Source organism: Ruegeria sp. AM2, from assembly GCF_056540685.1.
Window position 1 is genome coordinate 97060 of the sequence record NZ_JBQFXE010000011.1, and the last position, 19927, is coordinate 116986.

Sequence of the window (19927 nt, forward strand, 5' to 3'; positions counted from 1 at the left end):
TCCACGACCAGCGTGTTGGCGGCCTCAGGCGGTTGCACCTGTCGGGTCGCTCATCAAGACATTGTCACTGTTGAAATTCGTCAGGTCCGACAGGCCCTCGAATTGGGCCATTTTCTGAACCGATGCCGAATTCGCACTTGCGTATTCAACTTTCACCAGAACGGTGTCGGTCCCATCTGTTGCCAACAAGTAGACCTCGTCACCCGATTGAGCGCCGGTCAAACTCTCCGCCGCGGCCTCAATCGCGCCGTCGCTGAGATCGGAAAGCGCTGCGTCGATAGCCACAAACCCTGTGTCTGAACCAAGCACGCCGCCAACACTGAGAAGTTCGATATCCGTGCCGTTGCCGCGCAGCGTGCTTGCATCAAGCCCACTGAAGATCAGGGCATCGGAAACCTCGGCCGTGGGTCCCAGGTTGAAACCGGTAATCGTGTCCAAACCGTTTGCAATGGGATCGGTCTCAAACACGATAACGTCCCGCCCCGCACCGGTGACATCAATCGTATCGTTTCCAGCGTCACCCCGGATCACATCATCGACTGAGCTACCAGACAGGACATCGTCGCTGCCAGAGCCAAGGTGAAATTCGGATGGGCCACCATCGGTGGTTGTCAACTTGAATGAAATTGGTTGACCCGGCGACAGTTCGGTTACCGTGAACGAAACGACTGGTTGCGTCAGGTCGCTGTAACTAGCCGCGGCCCCGCCGAACTTGACCGTTGTCGAATTGATCTGATTGGTCAGAAACAAGTTGAAGTCCGAATTCTCGATCACCGAGCCAGTATCGACCGTCACGACGGACGGATCAAACTCAAGGTCGGCGTCAAAGGACAAACCACTGGACGTGTCTCGGGCCGCGTCGGCGAATATGTCGAAAGTGATCGTCGAGCCGCTTCGGCTCGCTTCAGCAATTACGTAGGCAGCCGGAGTGTGTGTGAATACTTGCTCGGACGCTGGCGCGGGGTCGGGTCCTCCAGACACCGTTGCCTGAGCGGAAAAGTCCAGATTATCTCCTGCATTCAAGCTGGAAAAATCCGAGCTTGGCAAGGTGACACTCCAGCTTCCATCGGCCGCAACAGTGGCGCTGCCCACAGCCGAGCTGTTCAGATAAAGGTTCACTGTTTGACCAACGGAAAGGCCAAGCGATGTCCCTGTCACGGTCAGGCCGACGCTTTGAACGTCGCCTAAGCCGACAACGCTGTTTGACCCTGCGGGGTCGATCCGGAGTATTGGCGTAAAATCAGTCGTCAGGGACGCCGAAGCTGCCGGTGAACTGTTGCCGGACGCGTCATCAACGGTCGCGGAAATCGAGTAGTTGCTGCCGTCCGACAAGGCAGCCAGATCGCCCGCCGGAATTGCAACGGACCAGACCCCGTTTGAGACACTTGATGAGTAGTTTGACCCATTCAAGGCGACCACAACTGCTTGCCCGTTGTCGGCGGTTGTGGTGCCCGAGACGATCAGGTCCGAGCCCATTTCCGTAACGTCTAGAACGGATCCGACCGGCAACGTATCTATACTGATCACGGGCGCGACAAAGTCAGTCTGAAAACTTGTCGAGGCCGATTTGCTGTTGCCCGCTGCATCCACCACTGCGGCAACTACGTCGTAGGTTTCATTGTGCTGAAGGCCGCTTAGGGTGCCGCTATTTGCGCTGTAAGTCCACGCACCACCGGATACACTTGCGGTGCCAGAAAACGCGGTTGACCCATCGGACTGGTTGACCTGCACAGAAACAATGGTGCCGTCAGGCGCATTCGATGCACCTGTGATGGTCATCCCCGAAGTTTGCTCGTTGGTGTTCAAAACCGCACCTGTGGACACCGATGACACTGAAATCGAAGGCGCAGAAAAATCGGTGCCGAAACTGCCCGACGCCTGTACCGCAGGGTTTCCAGCCAAGTCACTGACATTAGCGACAACGGTAACCGTGGAGGCATCGGACAGGGCACTAAGGTCGGACGAGGGGATCGTCACGCTCCATGAGCCTCCCGTTGCAGATGCAGCGTAGTTTTGTCCGTTCATCCCGACGGAAACGGCCTGTCCATCCTCGGCTGTCGTTGATCCGGTAATGATCAGGTCCGAACCCTGTTCAAGCGCGTTCATGATCGCCCCAGAAGAAAAGGCATCTATGCTCAGCGTTGGTGCTGAAGCGTCTTTTGACAAAGAGGCGCTGGCCTGGGGTGCGACGAGCCCGTTCGCGTCGGTGACGTCTGCTGTAAGCGAAAAGGTTCCACCATCTGCGAGGCTGGTAAGGTCAGCCGATGGAATAGTAACGCTCCAGTTTCCGCTGGTGACACTGCCCGTGTATGTTTGGCCATCCAAGGTGAGCGTCACCAATTGCCCGTCCGTGACATTGCCTGTCGTGCCCGTTACGACCAAAGCCGATCCCATTTCCGCGGCATTCAGCACATCCCCAACGCCCAACGGAGAGATGGCGACAGACGGCCCCGTCAGATCCACGGGAACATTCGCACTAACTGGTGCGGCCGGGTTTCCGGCCGCGTCGCTGATCACAACGCTGACCGAAACCGGGGTCCCGGTGGTCAAGCTGGAAAGATCGGCATTGGGTATTGTCACGGACCAGCTGCCACTGGACACTGACCCAACATAGTTCTGACCCTCGAAAGTAATTGTGACGGTCTGACTGTCTTCGGCCGACGTGTTACCAGTTAGAACCAGGTCGCCGACGACATCCGCCAGGTCGATGGACCCTCCGGCGACTGGATCAAGAGTAAGCGTCGGCGCGGTGAAATCCGTCTGAAAACTGCCGCTGGCCTGAGTCGCCGGATTGCCTGCGCGATCCGACACATTGGCGGTCACCGCAATCGTTGATCCATCCGCCAAAGATGACAGATCCGCAGCCGGGACATCAACACTCCAACTGCCGCTGGATATCTTACCAGTATAAGTCTGACCGTTTACCGAGACGGTAACGACCTGCCCGGATTCGGCGTCGGATGAGCCGGTGATCCGAAGCGCTGCCCCTTGTTCGGCTGCGTTCAAAACGGCACCCGAAGAATACGAGTCGACTGTCAGGCTGGGCGGGACCGTGTCGACCAGGAACTGCTTGTCTGCTGACGAAAGCTCAACCCCGCCTGCGTCAAGGCTTCGGACCGATACCGAGGTTGTGCCCTGCGGAAGCCCGGCGGCCTCGGCCTGCGACAAGGACACGCTCCAACTGCCATCGGCCGCCGGAGCAACGGTTTTCGTCACCGAGCCAATCGTTACCTCTATGGATGTCGCGTTTTCGGCGGGTGCTATGTTTGTGCTGAGGTTATTCAACGCGCTTGACTGTAACTCAACAAGGTTCAGGCTGGGTGGTCTTGGTGCTTCCCGAGGCGTTTCGTCATCCTCACCACCGCCACTGCCACCGCCGCCAGCTGCAGCGGCAGCCCCTGCCAGACCGAGCCCACCCAACGCGACACTTGCACCGCTGACTCCGCCGGCAGCAGCCGCGGCGGCTCCGGCTTCGGCAACGGCGGCCAGTTGCGCAATTTCACCGGCCGTATCATCGGAAATCATCACGGTTCCGTTTTCCAGAACCTGAACGTTTTCTGCGGCGACTACCATTGATCTGCCATCCGACATCTTCAGCAACACATCACCGTTGGGCAGCAACTTGGCGGACTTCACGCCCGCAATCGCTTCGGCAAACTGAAAGTCTTCAAGATCAGAGTCCGTGGCTTGCGCAAATGCAGGCAGGGCCATTAAAGTTGACGCCAACCCCCCGACCACGCCACGGTCCGCCCCGCGTTTCAGCCTGTCTTTGATCCACTTACGGATATGTTCCCGCCGCCCCTCATCAGGCAAGGCGTCATTGGTCGAGGCGTTTTTCGAAACGGTATCTTTGGTCATCGTGCCCTCACATCGGAAAACCGCAGAGAACCGGATGACAGCCTTGGCCCCAAAAGGCCTTGTTCATCATACTTGTTACCCGGTGCATCATGCGTTCGAACCAGAAAAATTGAGTTAATCTGAAACTGAAGTCCTTGCTTTCACCACAATTCCGTTCTGTTTTCTGTCACCGCATCAGATCATCGTTCACGTATCGCCAGATATGGCGTGGGGGTGATTGGTGATGATGCTTCAATTCGAAAGAGTGGTTGCAACGGGGACCGCAGCGCTCGATTCAGGTATCGGCGATACGGCTTTAAAAACGTTTAACGGCGAAACCTACATTTACAGCGTCTCTGGAAAGGGCGGTGGAATCGTCTCGTGGCACTTGCAGGACGGTGCCGGGCCTCAGGTAGCGGACATTCAGTATTTCGATGTCTCTATCGATCAGCACGTGGGCCGATTTGGCGTTCCAGTCTCGCTGGCGGGAACCGAAGTGCTGATTCTTGACGTAGACACTGCAACCGGTTTGGTTGGCTATGGACTGGACCCTGACGGCACGATCGATGCGATTCGCGAGACCGGGACACTTGCAACCAGTGGCGGCGTTTCATCCGTCGTTCAATACTCAACCGACACATTCGACCTTGTGGCTGTGTCACACAATAGCTCCGGTCAGATCACAACATATCGGGTGCAGGCTGATGGTTCACTGAACGAAGTGAACGCGCTATCAGGTCGCGCCGACACCATGCACAGCCTCCAAAAAGGATCCTCGGAATTCGTTGTTGCCGCGGATTCGATCAGCAATAATGTCAGCGCCTATCTCATCGACCCGGGAACCGGTTCTCTTTCAAAAGTCAGCGACAACCCAAACGTTCAAACTCTTGGGATCAATACGCCTGCGGCGATGGAGGTCGTGCAGGCCTACGGTCAGTCCTGGGTCATTGTCGCAGGGTCTGGCAGCAATTCTCTCAGCGTCATGAAACTGACCAGTAGCGGTCAATTGGTTCCGACCGATCATGCAATTGACACACTGCATACACGTTTTGGTGCCGTCCAGGATCTGGCGGTTATCGACGTCAATGGACATGTCTTTGTGCTTGCCGGAGGCGGCGACGACGGGCTCAGTCTGTTCACCCTGACGCCGGATGGGCAGCTGATACACAGGGACAGCTTCGCGGATACATTGGCCAGCGGACTGCAGAACGTCCAAACTCTGAGCATCGCGCAAATCGGCAATGACATACAGGTATTTGCCGCTTCGCAAGCAGACGCGGGACTGACGCAGCTAAGCGTGGATGTCAGCAACTTGGGCATCGTCGCCGAAAGTTCAGGCCCCGTGACAGGCACCGGGATGAACGACATCCTGACCGGCGGCCTCTTCGATTCCTCGCTGAGCGGCGGAGCAGGGGACGACATTCTGATCTCGGGCACATCCGCGACGACCATGACCGGAGGCAGCGGCGCAGATATCTTTGTTGTTCGTCAGGACAGCGGTCTAACAACGGTCACCGATTTTCAAGCGGGCATCGATCAGCTCGACCTCACGAACTTTGAGTTCTTGCGCAGCCCAGCACAACTGACCTTTACCGCCACCGCTCAGGGGGCACAGATTCAGTATCGCGGCGCGGACATCGTGCTGAACACGTTGACAGGTTCACCTTTGACCAGCGCCGAGGTGTTTGGTGCCGGATTCACCGGTGCGGACCATATCCCGGTTGGGCTGAACAGCGGGCCTGAAAACAATGCCGCGCCGGGTGTAGTCGGGGCTGTGTCGATTGACTCGACTGCGGCAAATTCGGGTCTGCGGGGGGCAGAAATCCGCTTTACGCCAAGCGGCGGCAATGCCGTGAGTGTCCAGGCCAACGATCAGGGAGAATTTGATCTCAACCTGCCAACAGGTACGTATCCGGGCCATGTCGAAATCATCAAATCCTATTCCACGGCCAGCAATGAGATCACCGCGTTGGACGCGTTGCAGGTCTTGCGAATGGCCGTTGGGCTTGACCCCACATGGGGGTCGGCAGCCCCGGAAAACTGGATCGCGGCTGATATCACCCGCGACGGATCGGTTACCGCATTGGACGCCTTGTCCGTTCTGCAGGTGGCCGTCGGACTTCCAAGCGCCCACGAGGCCGAATGGGTCTTTGTCGATTCCGCCGCAGACCTGTCAGGAATTGGCCGAAGCTCCGTACACTATGACACAAAGGTGCCGGTGACCGTGGTCGATGGAGATATGACCGCGGACATGACCTCGATACTGCTGGGTAATCTCGAAGCTGTTTAGATCAAATCGCCGGCGGCAAGTTCACTCGCGGAACGCACGATAAAAATAGTCGGCGAGTGGCTTCACCAGATAGGATAGGGGCGTGCGCTCATCCGTTTTGATCATGGTTTCAACTGGCATCCCGGGCAACAGAGCCTGGCCGTTCAAACGTTCCAGCTGGCCGTCATCAGGGACAACCTCAGCACGATAGAAGGTGAAACCGGTGGTCTCATCCGTGAACGTGTCTGCGGATACGTTGAGCACATGGCCATCAAGCTCGGGTGTCTCTCGTTGGTTAAATGCTGGGAAACGCAGAGCGACTTCCTGACCCTGGTGTAGCTGATCAACGTGCAGCGCATCTACGCGCGCAGCGACCAGCAAAGGCGTGTCCTGCGGCACGATATACATCATTGGCTCGCCTGGCTGCACCACTGATTGAATGGCAAAAACCTGGCTGTCATAGATAGATCCCGCAACAGGCGATCGGATATCCAAACGCGACAGCCTTTCTGTCAGCGACAACCGGCGTTCCGAAAGCTCAACCACTCTTGCCTCAACTTCGCGCAGCTCGGTTATCGCCTCTTCCCGCCTCGTGGCCTTCAGTTCCACAATCTGGATTTCGGTCGTTGCGATCTGCCCAGTCAAGCGTGCGACGGATGCTTCCAATCGACCAATTTCACCGGTCAGGCTGGCTTCTTCACGCTGCAAAGCTGACACGCGGCTGGCTTGGGTCAGACCGCGTTGCAGCAAATCCTCTTGATCCTTGAGCTCATTTACAATCAGATCGACCTGCGTCGTCAGTGAAATCAACTGGGCATTGATACCGTCAATTTCGTTCTCAATCTGAACCTTCTGCTTTCCAAATTGTTCGATCTGTTGGGTCAATGTATCCAACCGGGCGCTGAAAAGCCGCTGCTGACCCGCCAAAAGATCCGCGTCAATATTCTCTTCGTCTCGCAACGCTTGCAGGCGCACCGAAAGCGCATCGGCATTTGCCCCATCACGTTCCGCTTCCAGGCGGGCCTTGCGGGCCAGCAACTCAAAAAGCTGGGCTTCGACGATTATCTTTTCCGACGCAAGAAACGTGTCATCCAATTGCAAAAGCAAGTCACCCTGCGCAACGGAGTCGCCATCACGAACGAAGATTTCGCCGACGACTCCTCCGTCGGGGTGCTCGACGACTTGCCGATTGCTTTGCACTTCGACAACGCCCTGGGAAATGATCGCACCTGACAATTCGGTCAGAATGCTCCAAAGGCCCAGTCCGACAACAAGCGCGAACAGTGCAAATAGGCCAACCCACGCGGGAACTGCAATGCTCCACTTCGGCTTTGGGTTTGTCTGAGGCATCATTCTCCTACCTTGTTCAGGTGCCGCTTGATGAGGCCAGCATTCTGGACCATCGTATTCAGCACATCATCCCGATCGCCTGACTTAACTATCTGGCCCCTTTCGACGACGACCAAGTCGTCGCACTCGGATATCGCCTGCGGCCTGTGCGTCATAATGATTGCCGATTTTCCCATCGCCTTGAAACGCCGGACCGCAGTGTTGAGTGCATGCGTCCCGTCTGCATCAAGTGCCGAGTTCGGTTCGTCCAGAATAAGTAAAACCGGATCGCCGTAGAGTGCTCGTGCCAAAGCGATCCTCTGTTTTTGCCCGCCTGACAACTGGCTGTCATTCCCTTCCAGGAAAGTGTCATACCCTTTTTCGAGACTCAGAATGAGTTCGTGCGCGTTGGCCAGTTTTGCGGCCTCAACCACCGCTTCGGCATCGGGCGTCTCGGACATGCGTGCGATGTTTTCTGCTACCGAGCCGTTAAACAGGGTAACCTGCTGCGGCAAATAGCCGATGTGGCGACCAAGATCGTCCGGATCGTATTGATCCAAGGTTGCGCCGCCCAGCCTGATTTCTCCGGCGACCGGCGGCCAAAGACCCAACAGCGCCTTGGCCAGCGTGGTTTTGCCCGAACCGCTTTTGCCGATCACACCCAAGGCTCTGCCGGGTTTCAGTTGCAGCGATCCATTACGCAGCGTCGGCGTTTTTGATCCCGGAGGCACCACTGTAAGACCCTTTGCCTCCAACGACGCCTTCGGAGCTGGGAGCTTGGTGCGTTTCTGTTCCGGGGGCGTTTCATCGAGGAATTTGCTGAGGCTGATCCAGGCTGTTCGGGCGCGCTCGATCAGGCCCCATTGCCCAACGGCCGTTTCAACCGGCGCAAGTGCGCGCCCAAGCAGGATAGAACCCGCAATCATCGCGCCTGCGGTCATTTCGTTACGCAGCACCAACCACGCCCCCAATGCCAGCATTGCCGACTGAAGAAACAGCCTGAGCGATTTCGTCAGCGATGTGAAACTGCCGGTCCAGTCATTTGCGGCAATGGTTTGTGTTAGCGCTTCTGAACGTTGCTTGAGCCACCGCGTCGAGACGTCAGCCTGCATCCCCTGCGACCGCACGACTTCAGCCGCTTGTCGGGCATGTTCAGCGAACCCATTTGCCCTTGCCGCTGCGCTTTGGGCTTCCGCCACTTTGCGGCTTGTCATAGCCTGGTTCACAACGGCGATAATGATCAATAGCGCCCCGCCAGCGACCGACAGCCATCCCAACAAAGGGTGAAACAGGAAAATCGCGGCCAGAAAAACCGGTGTCCATGGTATGTCCATCACAGCCAGTAGAACGGGGGATGAACACAGCGTACGGATGGACTCCAGGTCTCGCAATGCGGTGGCTGGCTTTGAACGAAGCTGAGGGAACAAAGCCCGCCGCATTGTTCCGTCAAAAACACGTTCATCCAACGAAGATTGAAACTGAGCGCCAAATCGCGCGACAATTCGACCCCGCGCGTAGTCCAGCATCGCCATCAGCGCATATAGAATTGCGACCAGCAGGAAGAGCGCCGACAGCGTCTCGACTGATCTAGATGACAGCACTCGGTCATAGACCTGCAGCATAAACAGCGGACCAGTTAGCATCAGCAGATTGACAAAAATGCTGAACAAAAATGCCAGAGCCAGAAAATTATTCCCCTGATTGCGCACTTTTCGCAGCTCGTGCCGCTGCGGCGCAGACTTTCTGTTATTCGCGCTCACGCTGTATCGCCCTCAAATTCTTGCAGGAAGCACCCGTCATCAAACCAGCTTCCTTCGATCGAAGGCGGGCTGCATTTGCGGGCACTATATATTCGGGCAGGATCGCGAACAACGGGGGTCACGGCCACACGCCGTTGCTTTGGGCATTTTTGCGGCATCAAAGCCGCGCTTCAGGCAGGAAGACGCCGAGACATTGCGATGACGCAACGTTCTGAGGTCAGCCAACAGTCCAAAGCGGTTCTATCGTTGGAACGAATTAACTCAGATCCGTAGCCTGGCGAAGTCGGGATCATATGGCGCAGTCGGAATCACCCTAGCTTTGACCATAGCACCGCAGAGGTCCACTTCCATTTCTAAACCTGTCATCGCAAGGTCCGGTTCAACAAACGCGTACGCAAGGTTCTTGCCGCTCCGATACCCCCAGCCGCCGGATGTGACGGTGCCGACGACACGACCATTAGACATTAGGGACGCTCCGTCGTGCGCAGGGGCATCGGTTGTGAATACTTCAAGTGTCACCATTTGCCTGCGGGCGGGCTCGCCCTGACGCGCACGCAATGCGTCGCGCCCGACAAAGGGGCCTTTCTCGAGGTTGACGAATCGCGACAGCCCGGTTTCGAACGGATCAAATTCTGTGATCAGATCTGATTTCCAATGCAAGAACCCCTTTTCCATTCGCATGGAATTGACCGCACGCGCACCAAACAGCCGCAGTCCAAACGCTTGCCCTGCTTCCTTCAAAGCAAGATAGGCTGAATACAGCGAAACGTTAGGCACGTGGATTTCATAAGCCAGCTCACCGGAAAAACTGACGCTCATCACCGTTGCTGGAGCATAGCCTACAAAGCACTCGCGAACCGAAAGCCAAGGAAAGGCTGATGCGGACCAGTCGCCACGCGCGCAGCGCGAGAGGACTTCCCGAGACTTTGGCCCAGCTAGAACCAGAATGGTCTGCTCATTCGTGAGGCTGCGGATGTGAACATCCTCGTCCGGCGACAAATGCTGGGCCAACCAGTCCATGTCGTGATATTCCGCCGCCGCGGCTGAGCCGTACCAAACCCGATCCGGCCCCCTGTCGGAAGCAGGCAGGTTCGCAACTGTTGCTTCACATTTGACCATGCCTTGGTGATTCAAAAGATACCCAAGGCCCACGCGGCCATCTTTCCTGGTCACGTTGCCGCAGAACAGCCTGTCCAGAAAACTGTGACGGTCTGACCCCGTGATTTCAAACCGATTGAACCCGTTGACTTCGCAAAGCCCAACATTCTGCTGAACATTGCGAACTTCGTCGCCAACGACGTCGAAGGCCTCATCGAAGCCAAAGGACAAGGTCGGGTGAAATTCCGGGGACGGTTTGATGTAATCCACCCGCTCCCAACCATTTACAACGGTGAACTCTGCACCTTCTGCGGCCAATACCGGCGTCAGCGGAGTTGTTTTGGCCATACGCCCGGCGGGACGGTGTTCGTGGGGGAAATGAAAACGGAATTCGTTCTGATAATCCTCGATTGCCTTAAGTGCGGTCAATTCAACATTGGCATGTCCGGTGAACCTGCGTGGGTCCAGGCACCAGGTGTCGTAACATGCTTCACCGTGAACGATCTGCTGGGCGAGCAACCAACCATGACCACCGCCTTCTCCGATCCCCGCCCGCAGCCCGATGATGCAAAATGCATTGCGTTTCCCCGGGATTGGACCAACCAACGGCGCCCCATCAATCGTGTAGGTGATCGGGCCATTAACGACCCGCTTTATCCCAACTTCGGTCAATGCGGGCATACGTTGAAACGCGCCCTCCAGAACGTCCATCACGCGGTCCAGGTCGTCGGGGCACAAATCGTTAGAGAAATCGGGGCTTATGCCGTCCATCCCCCAGGGCTTACAATCCTGTTCATAGAACCCCACCAAAAGGCCGTTCTTTTCCTGGCGCGAATAGAAATCCGAAATCGGGCATCGCAGCAGAGGCATTCGGTGACCAGCTTCAATGATTGCCGGCATATCTTCGGTTACGAAATACTGATGTTCCATCGAGGCAACCGGATGATGAACACCCATCATCGCACCGACCTCATTCACACGGTAACCGCATGCGTTCACAACAATATCTGCGTCGATGTTGCCTTTGTCGGTTTCGACAGTCCAGGTGTCATCCTGATGCTGTCTCAGGCCGGTAACGGCCGTATGCCTATAGATTTCCGCCCCGGCCTTTCGCGCGTGAAATGCGAGCGCCTGACATAGTTGCGCGGGATCGATGTCTCCGTCTTCGCCGTCCCACAGGCCGCCAACCAGGTTTTCCGTGGAAATCAGCGGATGGCGACGGGCGCATTCCTGCGCATCAATGATTTCAAACTCGACACCCATGCCGCGCGCCATCGATGCAAAGTGCCGGTAGCCCTGCATCTGTGCTTCGGTGTTGCCCAACCGGATGCCGCCGTCGCCATGATGGTAACCGACAGGGTATTCAGGATCATCCCGCAGTTGTTTATAAAGTTTGATCGAGTGAGACTTCAGGCCAACCATTGTCTGGTTCATCCCAAAATTCGTCACCTGTGCCGCCGAATGCCAAGTCGTACCGGACGTCAGCTCGTCCCGTTCGATCAATACGACATCCGACCACCCCTCCTGCGTCAGGTGATAGAGCGTGGAACATCCCGCGATGCCGCCACCGATCACCGCGACCTTTGTTCGTGATTTCATATCCGCTTTCCCCCAGCCGCAATGGCGGCACTAATCAACTGGCCTGCGCCAGCTTATTACGGGACAGGGAACCGCGCGATATTATTTCGGTGTCCAATCGGACCGAAGTTGGCGTTTTTCCCTCGATCACGCCGATCAGCGCCTGGGCGGCCTGTCGCCCCATGTCCCGATGTGGAACATGAACGGTCGTCAGACCGGGATTTACGATCCGCGCCAGCTCGATATCGTCGAACCCGGTAATCGAAACATCTTCCGGCACGTGAAATCCCATAGCCGCGGCCTGACGGATCGCGCCAACGGCCAGAACATCGTTACCGCACATGATCGCAGTCGGCTGCGCCTTCAGGGCCATCAATTGACGAAAAGCCTCTGCTCCGCTTTCGATTTCGTAGGGCATTTCGAGGATTTCCAGCGCGTCTGGCAACAACCCGTGCGACCGAAGCGCGTCCCTGACGCCTTCAATCCTAAGCCTCGCGCGGTCGTTGCCTTTTGTAATCCCCGAGATTACTGCAACTCGGGTGTGACCCAGCCGGATTACCTCTTCCGCAAGCTCAAACATCGCCTGCCTGTTGTCGAACCCAACCGATGGCATCTTTGATACGGAACGAAAAGACCAAGCAACGACAACCGGCATACGTTGAGTGGCCAAATAGTCGATAATGCGGTTTTCGCGGTCGTGCCCGATCAGCAAAAGTCCATCGGCCCCACGCGCAACCAGATTGCGGATCTGCTCTTCTTCGACCTCGGGCTGGTAGGCGGAACTGGACACCAGCAAAGTGTATCCGTGCCGGTGCAGTTCTTCCTGAAACGCTTGCAATCCGCGTGCAAAAATCGCGTTTTCCATGGTTGGAATGATCGCGCCAATCGTGAAGGATCGCTTGGCCGCCATCACCCGAGCGGCAAAATTCGGGGTATAGCCCAACGCGTCAACTGCCGACAAAACGCGCTTGCGCGTGGCTTCGACCACGCGTTCGGGGTCATTGAGGCATCTCGACACCGTCGCCGTGGATACACCTGCCTGTTTGGCCACGTCGCTTAGGGTGGGGGCAGATCGGAGTTTTGACATTCTCGAAGCTTTGCATCGTTTTTTTCAATTCTAGCTGTGTTTACTCGCGGTGTGAAGCGATAATGTAAGCGCTTGCATTTATTATGTAAGCGCTTACAAATAGATTAGAGCCGATTCTACGAGGACCCCGGACATGTTTCTTGCCGCATCCATCATCGTGTTTGCCATCTATTTTGCGAACGTGGCCATGGGCGCTTTTGCAAGCAGCGCGTTTCTGGGGGACGTCGGTGAGATGTTGGTTCTGTTCGCGGCGTCGATCCTGTTCGTAGTCGCAATTCTGAAAAAGGAAGCTGACCGCAACGCAGAAAGCGACAGCTGAATTTTTTGCTTGGGAGGGCAATTCATGAACAACGACAAAACCGAACTTGCGTCGGCCGAACGCCGCAATTTCCTGAAACTCAGCGCCAGTGGCGCGTTTACCGCCGCGCTTGTCGCCGGGGCAGGGGGTGTCCTGTGGTCGTCCGAGGCTGCAGCGCAGACCGCCAAGGAAGAACGCGAGCGTGAGCAGGCCGCGGACCACGTAATGACCATCGCGACTGCCTATGTTCTGGGCGCGTCCCGCAGCTATCCGATCATGCAGCTGGACCTGAAGGAAAACATTCAGAACGCAACGAACGGCAAGGTCTATGTCAAACTTGCACCAGGTGGTCAGCTTGGTGCCGGTGGCTCGCTGGTGCAAAAAGTGCAGGGTGGAACCATTCAAGCCGCGCAGCACTCGCTGTCGAACTTTGCGCCGTTTGCTTCGACCGTTGACCTGATCAACATGCCTTACCTGTGCGGCTCGAACCAGAAATTCACCAACCTCGTGCATTCCGATACATGGCAGAATGAGGTCCATCCCAAGGTCGAAGCCGCCGGGTTCAAGGCACTGTTCTATGTCGTAATCGACCCGCGTGTCGTCGCCGTGCGTCAGGGTGGAAACGCCGTCATCACACCCGGCGACATGAGCGGCATCAAGTTCCGCGTACCGGGCTCAAAGATGCTGCAGCAATACTACCGTATGGTTGGCGCCAACCCGACACCTGTCGCTTGGGGTGAGACCCCCTCGGCCATCAAGCAGGGTGTTGCGGATGCGCTCGATCCATCCGTCGGTGCTCTGTTCGTGTTCGGCTTCAAGGACATCCTCAGCCATGTGACCTTCACGCAGGCGGTGCCGGACAGTCAGGTCTATTCCTGTAACCTCGAGTGGTTCAATTCCATGCCGTCGGACGTGCAGGAAGGCATCATGTGGGGTTCGGAAATGACCAGCCACCAGAACCTGGCCAAAGTTCCGTCGGCCCGTGCCTATGCAATGGCCGAATTGAACAAAGCCGGTGTCGAGTTCCATTCACTCAGCTCGGATCAATTGGCCGAGTGGGAAAGCGTCGGCGGTTATCAGAACGCCGATTGGGACCCATTCAAGACCGAATTGGCCGGGTCGATGGATGCCTTCGAGAAACTGGTCGAGGCCGCCGGGACGCAAGGAAAGTACTTCGTCCACGACGCCTGATCCTATCAGGTCGACCTTACGAAACGCATGCAGTCAGGCCGGTAAAGGCCCGAACCAGAAGGCCTGTGCCTGACTGCTAGACTGTCGAGGGAACAGATGACGCTACTTCAAAACATAGACCGCAACGCCGAACGCTGGCTGCTGCTGGTGTTTTACGTGATGCTGGTCATCACCATGGCCATCGAGGTCCTTCGGCGCGAGATATTCGCGTTCTCGTCGATCTGGGGCGAAGAAATCGTCCGGTATTCCTTTATCTACCTCGCCTGGATCGGTGCGGCAGCGGCGGTGAAAGAACGCGCCCATATCCGCATCGACGTCATCATGCACTACCTCGGGCCGCGCCCCAAGGCGCTGTTGTACATCTTTGGTGACCTGGTGATGTTCGGCGTCGCGGTTATCGCGCTCTACTGGTCTTATGAAGCCGTGCATGTCTCGGCCAAATTCGGGTCAGTGACGGACGGGCTGAGGATATCAAAGGTCTGGTTCCTGATGGCCGTTCCAACCGGTTTTGCACTCATGATCTGGCGATTGATCCAGTCGCTGATGCGCGATCTGAAATCCCTTCGTGACGGTACGCCCGTCTTCGAAGGCGACAAGCTGTTTGACTGAGGGAGAAAGCGATGCTCTGGGGTTCCCTCAATCAAACTGTTGAACTGGGTTGGGATTTTTATCTGCCCGTGATCCTCTTCGTCGGCCTGATTGCCTTGGCCGTGCCTGTCTGGGCCGCCATCGGCACAGCCGCGATCGTGATGCTGATCATGTCCGGCGACTTGCCGCTGAGCCTTGTGGGCGAAAGCCTGTTCACCGGCATCGACGCCTTTGCCCTCACCGCTGTGCCATTGTTCATCCTGACCGGAGACGTTCTGGTCCGCACTGGCCTGTCGCGCAAATTCCTGGACGTGGCCGAAGCGCTGACCTGTTTTGCCAAGGGCGGTTTCGGCTCGGCCACCGTTCTGGTCTGCGGCATGTTCGCCGCGATCTCTGGCTCGGATGCAGCGGGGGCCGCCGCCGTGGGTCGAATGACGATCAACCGTCTGGTCGAAAGCGGCTATCCGCGCCCTTACGCGTGTGCCTTGGTCGCTGCAGGGGCCTGTACTGGTATCCTGATCCCGCCCTCGATTGCTTACATCATCATCGGTCTTGTGCTGGGCATATCGGCATCCACCTTGTTTTTGGCCGCGTTAATCCCCGGTCTGGCCATTCTGGTTTCGATCCTCGTTACCAATATCATCATGAACCGCCTCTATTCGTATGAAGGCGGTGGCATGATGACCATGGGGGAATGGCTGGCCAATCTGGGCAAAGCGCTGAAATCCGGCTGGTATGCATTTATCGTGCCAGGGATCATCTTCTATGGCATCTTCTCAGGACGCCTGACACCAACCGAAGCGGGAGCGACTGCGGTGGTCGTGACCATTGTTATGGGCTTCATCCTGCGCACTCTGACACTTGCGGACTTTCCTTCGATGCTGGTCAGTTCGGCCAAGGTAAACGGAGTGATCCTTCCGATCATCGCATTTTCGGCTCCACTGGCCGAGGCATTGGCAATCATGGGTGTGCCGCAGGGCTTTGTGACCGCTGTGACATCGCTGACCGACGATCCTTATCTTCTAATCCTGCTGATGATCGGCATCCTGATCGCGGCTGGATGCGTGATGGAAACCACGCCAAACATCGTGATCCTTGCACCGATCCTCAAGCCATTGGCGGACAATATCGGCATGAACGAGATTCAATTCTGCATCATGATGATCACCGCGCTGGGTGTGGGTTTTATCACGCCACCGCTGGGCCTGAACCTGTTCGTTGTATCTGGCATTACCGGTGAATCGATTCTGAAGATTGCCGCCCGCGCCGTGCCATTCGTATTAACGATGCTGATTGTGGTTATCCTGATCGCCTATGTTCCGGCGGTGTCGACAACACTGCTTCCTGCAATTTACCAATAGGACCTGCCTGCTATGCCGCGTGAATACCTGAAAAAGGCAACGCTTACCCCACAATCTCATGCGTCCGAGGTGCATGAGACGGTCAAGACCATCCTCGGGGACATCGAGGCGGGCGGTGACGTCAAGGCGAAGGAATACGCGGCCAAGTTCGACAAGTACGACGGCAATGTTCTGATGACGCAGGCCGAGATTGATGCGGCTATTGCCTTGGTGCCTGAAAAACTGAAGGCCGATATCCGTTTTGCCCACGACAATGTCCGTCGGTTCGCCGAAACGCAGAAAGCGACTGTCTCTGATGTCCAGATGGAAATCGTTCCCGGCTTCATAGCGGGCCAAAAGGCGATCCCGGTAGATGCCGCAGGCTGCTATGTGCCAGGCGGGCGTTATAGCCACATCGCCAGCGCGATCATGACTGTGACCACGGCGAAGGTTGCAGGTTGCCGGCATATCACCGCTTGTTCTCCGCCGCGTCCCGGAGAAGGCGTCGCGCCTGCCATCGTCTATGCCGCGCATATCTGCGGCGCCGACAGCATTCTGGCCATGGGCGGCGTACAAGGCGTTGCTGCTATGACCTATGGTCTGTTTGGGCTACCACGCGCAAATATTCTGGTCGGACCGGGTAACCAGTTCGTGGCCGAGGCGAAACGTATCCTCTATGGCAAGGTTGGCATCGATATGATCGCCGGACCGACCGACAGTCTGATCCTTGCAGACAGCACCTCGGACGCGCACGTGGTTGCGACGGATTTGGTGAGTCAGGCCGAACATGGCTACAACTCGCCGGTTTGGCTCGTGACGGATGATCGTGCTTTGGCGGAAAAGGTTATGGAGCTTGTTCCCGACCTCATAGCCGACCTGCCGGAATTGAATCGCGAGAACGCCTCGGCTGCGTGGCGCGACTATGCCGAAGTCATCGTGTGCTCGGACCGCGAAGAAATGGCCGCCTGTTCCGACGATTACGCGCCCGAGCATCTGACTGTTCAGGCAGAAGATCTGGATTGGTGGCTGGGCCGTCTAACCTGCTATGGCTCGCTGTTTCTGGGCGAGGAAACTACGGTGTCCTATGGCGATAAAGCGACGGGCACAAACCACGTCCTGCCAACCTCAGGCGCTGCCAGCTATACCGGTGGCCTAAGCGTGCACAAATACATGAAGATCGTCACCTGGCAACGCGCCACCCGCGAAGGGTCAAAGCCAATTGCCGTTGCAACGGCGCGGATTTCGCGACTTGAAGGAATGGAAGGACATGCGCGCGCCGCAGATGTGCGGCTGGCAAAGTATTTCCCGGATGAACAGTTTGACCTGAGCGCCGATGGGTGATCCGCGCGCACTCTTTGATCTTGAGGGCCGCGTGGCTTGTGTCACCGGGGCCAGTTCCGGCCTCGGACGGCAAGCCGCCAAGGCTTTGGCAGCCGCCGGGGCACGGGTTGTCGGCGTCGCGCGTCGCGCTGCGGCCTTGGAAACGCTTTGTGATGAGATCGGAGAGGGGGGCGCAGCGGTCACAGGCGATGTTGCAGACCGGCCCAAGCTGGAATCTTTGTGCGCAGAGATTACCGCCAAATTCGGCCCCCCCGACATCATTGTGCATGCCGCGGGGGTGAACACGCGCCAGCACGCCGATGAAGTGACCGCAGACGGGTGGGATACCACACTAGCACTAAACCTGAGCGCCCCGTTTTTTCTGAGTCAGGCCATGGTTCCCGCTATGAAAGAGCGGGGATGGGGCCGCATCGTGAACTTTGCGTCGCTCCAGACGACCCGAGCATTTCCTGGCGGCATCGCCTATGGGGCTTCCAAAGCAGGGGTCGGGCAGTTGACCCGCGCCATGGCCGAAGCCTGGTCTCAGTTCGGGATCACCGCCAATGCAATCGGACCCGGATTTTTTCCGACTGAACTGACACAAGCCGTATTCGACGACCCGGATCGCGCCCAAAGAAATGCCGCGCAAACCTGTGTTCAGCGCAATGGGCGGTTGGACGATATCGACGGACCGATCGTTTTTCTATGCTCACGGGCTTCGGATTATGTGACCGGCCAGGTCCTCATGGTTGATGGAGGGTTCACTGCAAAATGAAAGCGCTTGTCTATCAGGGGGTCGAGGACCTTTCGTACCAGGATGTCCCGGATGCCGCGCCCCGTGACGGTGAGCATCTGATACGGATCGAGGCTGTCGGCATCTGCGGCTCGGATATGCATGCCTATCTTGGGCACGACGCCCGAAGGCCTGCGCCCTTGATCCTTGGGCACGAAGCAGCCGGGACAATTCAGGGCGGGCCGAAGGACGGAACGCGCGTAACGATCAACCCTCTTGTCGCCTGCGGGACATGCAATGCATGTCGGACAGAGCGCGAAAACCTTTGCGCGAACAGGCAGATCATCTCTATGCCGCCGCGCGAAGGGGCGTTTGCCCAATACGTGACGATGCCCGAGGCCAATCTGGTCACCGTGCCAGATGATGTCCCGATGTATAAGGCGGCATTGGCTGAACCGCTGGCCGTCAGTTGGCACGCTGCCCGTCTTGGCCTGTCTGCTCTGCACTCGCAGACGGAAAAGCGCGCACTTGTCATTGGCGGTGGAGCCATCGGGCTGGCCGCTGTTCTGGCGCTAAAGGCAATGGGTGTGACCGATGTTACGATCACTGAACCGAATGCGATGCGGCGCGAGTATCTGAGTGCCAAATGCGGTTGCTATGCAGTCGAAGAGACAGAAGATATGTATCCGCTTGTGATTGACGCGGTCGGGTTTTCTGCCACCCGCGCCAGCGCTTCGACCCGTACAGAACCGGGTGGAGTGATCGCTCATATCGGACTGGGCGAAGATACCGGAGGGCTGGATGTGCGGCGCATGACACTGCAAGAGATCACGTTCATTGGCACATACACCTACACCGCACAGGATTTCCGCGACACGGCCCAAGCGATTTTTGATGGTCGGCTGGGCGCGCTTGACTGGGTTCAACAACATGCGTTGGCTGAAGGTGCCGATGCATTTCGTGCTTTGCGCACTGGCGAAGTCGCTGCCCCAAAGATTATCCTTAGACCGTGGGCTTAGACCCAACGGAAACGGAGGTGAACATGTATAAGAAAATTCTTGTCCCGATGGCGCTGGACCACGGCATTTCGCAGCACACCCTGAAAGTCGCGCGCGCTTTGGCGGCCGATGGGGCCGAGATCATAGCACTTCATGTTTATGAAATGCCTCAGGGTTCCGTAAATGCCTACCTCGATAAGGACGTCGTTGCCGAAGGATTTCGCGCCGCACACGCTTTGTTGCAGGAGAAAGTCGCGGGTCTTGACGGCGTTCAAGCCGAAATCGTGAAAGGCCACACCGCACGGACAATCATCGATTTTGCCAACGAGCAAGCCATCGACTGCATCGTCATCGGGTCGCACAAACCAGGCCTTAGTGACTATTTTCTGGGATCGACCGCGTCGCGTGTCGTCCGCCATGCCCATTGCGCCGTGCACGTGCACCGCAGACCATAATCCGTCAATCGCGCCATTGGCGCCCCAAGCAGGACCTTCAAACCGG

General features: G+C 57.1%; 14 protein-coding genes. 9 read left to right on the forward strand and 5 right to left on the reverse strand.

What is annotated here, in order from left to right; translation table 11 throughout:
- Positions 1-24: 24 nt before the first annotated feature.
- The gene (locus tag ACR0CR_RS17220) at positions 25-3858 is read right to left on the reverse strand and encodes an Ig-like domain-containing protein (RefSeq protein ID WP_480601464.1); all 3834 of its coding nucleotides are present in this window, start codon (positions 3856-3858) and stop codon (positions 25-27) included.
- A 223-nt stretch (positions 3859-4081) separates the two neighbouring features.
- Here ACR0CR_RS17220 and ACR0CR_RS17225 point away from each other — a divergent pair, with 223 nt between their 5' ends.
- Positions 4082-6127, forward strand: coding sequence for a beta-propeller fold lactonase family protein (locus ACR0CR_RS17225; protein ID WP_480601466.1), 2046 nt, complete (start codon positions 4082-4084; stop codon positions 6125-6127).
- A 21-nt stretch (positions 6128-6148) separates the two neighbouring features.
- On the opposite strand, the gene ACR0CR_RS17230 is transcribed toward ACR0CR_RS17225, so the two are convergent.
- From ACR0CR_RS17230 to ACR0CR_RS17245, 4 genes are all read right to left on the reverse strand, one after another.
- Positions 6149-7459: an HlyD family type I secretion periplasmic adaptor subunit gene (locus ACR0CR_RS17230; protein WP_480601468.1), complete on the reverse strand. Its 1311-nt coding sequence runs from the start codon at positions 7457-7459 to the stop codon at positions 6149-6151.
- Positions 7456-9195 carry a type I secretion system permease/ATPase gene (locus ACR0CR_RS17235; RefSeq protein WP_480601470.1) on the reverse strand — a complete coding sequence of 580 codons (1740 nt, stop codon included), beginning with the start codon at positions 9193-9195 and terminating at the stop codon, positions 7456-7458. Before ACR0CR_RS17235 ends, ACR0CR_RS17230 begins: the two co-directional genes overlap by 4 nt.
- Positions 9196-9456: 261 nt before the next feature.
- A complete protein-coding gene (locus ACR0CR_RS17240) occupies positions 9457-11892 on the reverse strand; it encodes a GcvT family protein (RefSeq protein ID WP_480601473.1) in 2436 nt (811 codons plus the stop codon).
- Positions 11893-11926: 34 nt separating this feature from the next.
- On the reverse strand, positions 11927-12958 hold the full coding sequence (locus ACR0CR_RS17245) for a LacI family DNA-binding transcriptional regulator (protein ID WP_480601475.1): 1032 nt from the start codon (positions 12956-12958) through the stop codon (positions 11927-11929).
- A 133-nt stretch (positions 12959-13091) separates the two neighbouring features.
- On the opposite strand from ACR0CR_RS17245, the gene ACR0CR_RS17250 reads away from it, so the two are divergent.
- The 8 genes from ACR0CR_RS17250 (at position 13092) to ACR0CR_RS17285 (ending at position 19881) form a co-directional block, all read left to right on the forward strand.
- Positions 13092-13277 carry a hypothetical protein gene (locus ACR0CR_RS17250; protein WP_480601477.1) on the forward strand — a complete coding sequence of 62 codons (186 nt, stop codon included), beginning with the start codon at positions 13092-13094 and terminating at the stop codon, positions 13275-13277.
- A 24-nt stretch (positions 13278-13301) separates the two neighbouring features.
- Positions 13302-14447 carry a TRAP transporter substrate-binding protein gene (locus tag ACR0CR_RS17255; protein WP_480601479.1) on the forward strand — a complete coding sequence of 382 codons (1146 nt, stop codon included), beginning with the start codon at positions 13302-13304 and terminating at the stop codon, positions 14445-14447.
- 96 nt (positions 14448-14543) lie between these two features.
- The gene (locus ACR0CR_RS17260) at positions 14544-15056 is read left to right on the forward strand and encodes a TRAP transporter small permease (protein WP_480601481.1); all 513 of its coding nucleotides are present in this window, start codon (positions 14544-14546) and stop codon (positions 15054-15056) included.
- Positions 15057-15067: 11 nt separating this feature from the next.
- Positions 15068-16396: a TRAP transporter large permease gene (locus ACR0CR_RS17265; RefSeq protein WP_480601483.1), complete on the forward strand. Its 1329-nt coding sequence runs from the start codon at positions 15068-15070 to the stop codon at positions 16394-16396.
- Positions 16397-16408: 12 nt separating this feature from the next.
- On the forward strand, positions 16409-17716 hold the full coding sequence (gene hisD / locus ACR0CR_RS17270; RefSeq protein WP_480601485.1) for a histidinol dehydrogenase: 1308 nt from the start codon (positions 16409-16411) through the stop codon (positions 17714-17716).
- A complete protein-coding gene (locus ACR0CR_RS17275; RefSeq protein ID WP_480601488.1) occupies positions 17709-18470 on the forward strand; it encodes an SDR family NAD(P)-dependent oxidoreductase in 762 nt (253 codons plus the stop codon). Before hisD ends, ACR0CR_RS17275 begins: the two co-directional genes overlap by 8 nt.
- Positions 18467-19447 (forward strand): zinc-dependent alcohol dehydrogenase, encoded by a 981-nt coding sequence (locus tag ACR0CR_RS17280; RefSeq protein ID WP_480601491.1) that lies wholly within the window; start codon positions 18467-18469, stop codon positions 19445-19447. Before ACR0CR_RS17275 ends, ACR0CR_RS17280 begins: the two co-directional genes overlap by 4 nt.
- A 23-nt stretch (positions 19448-19470) precedes the next feature.
- A complete protein-coding gene (locus ACR0CR_RS17285) occupies positions 19471-19881 on the forward strand; it encodes a universal stress protein (protein WP_480601493.1) in 411 nt (136 codons plus the stop codon).
- Positions 19882-19927: the final 46 nt, after the last annotated feature.

Bases quoted from the DNA above. Each gene is read 5' to 3' on its own strand.
- ACR0CR_RS17220 (WP_480601464.1), bottom strand. From the start codon at position 3,858: ATGACCAAAGATACCGTTTCGAAAAACGCCTCGACCAATGACGCCTTG.
- ACR0CR_RS17225 (WP_480601466.1), top strand. From the start codon at position 4,082: ATGATGCTTCAATTCGAAAGAGTGGTTGCAACGGGGACCGCAGCGCTC.
- ACR0CR_RS17230 (WP_480601468.1), bottom strand. From the start codon at position 7,459: ATGATGCCTCAGACAAACCCAAAGCCGAAGTGGAGCATTGCAGTTCCC.
- ACR0CR_RS17240 (WP_480601473.1), bottom strand. From the start codon at position 11,892: ATGAAATCACGAACAAAGGTCGCGGTGATCGGTGGCGGCATCGCGGGA.
- ACR0CR_RS17245 (WP_480601475.1), bottom strand. From the start codon at position 12,958: ATGTCAAAACTCCGATCTGCCCCCACCCTAAGCGACGTGGCCAAACAG.
- ACR0CR_RS17250 (WP_480601477.1), top strand. From the start codon at position 13,092: ATGTTTCTTGCCGCATCCATCATCGTGTTTGCCATCTATTTTGCGAAC.
- ACR0CR_RS17255 (WP_480601479.1), top strand. From the start codon at position 13,302: ATGAACAACGACAAAACCGAACTTGCGTCGGCCGAACGCCGCAATTTC.
- ACR0CR_RS17260 (WP_480601481.1), top strand. From the start codon at position 14,544: ATGACGCTACTTCAAAACATAGACCGCAACGCCGAACGCTGGCTGCTG.
- ACR0CR_RS17265 (WP_480601483.1), top strand. From the start codon at position 15,068: ATGCTCTGGGGTTCCCTCAATCAAACTGTTGAACTGGGTTGGGATTTT.
- hisD (WP_480601485.1), top strand. From the start codon at position 16,409: ATGCCGCGTGAATACCTGAAAAAGGCAACGCTTACCCCACAATCTCAT.
- ACR0CR_RS17275 (WP_480601488.1), top strand. From the start codon at position 17,709: ATGGGTGATCCGCGCGCACTCTTTGATCTTGAGGGCCGCGTGGCTTGT.
- ACR0CR_RS17280 (WP_480601491.1), top strand. From the start codon at position 18,467: ATGAAAGCGCTTGTCTATCAGGGGGTCGAGGACCTTTCGTACCAGGAT.
- ACR0CR_RS17285 (WP_480601493.1), top strand. From the start codon at position 19,471: ATGTATAAGAAAATTCTTGTCCCGATGGCGCTGGACCACGGCATTTCG.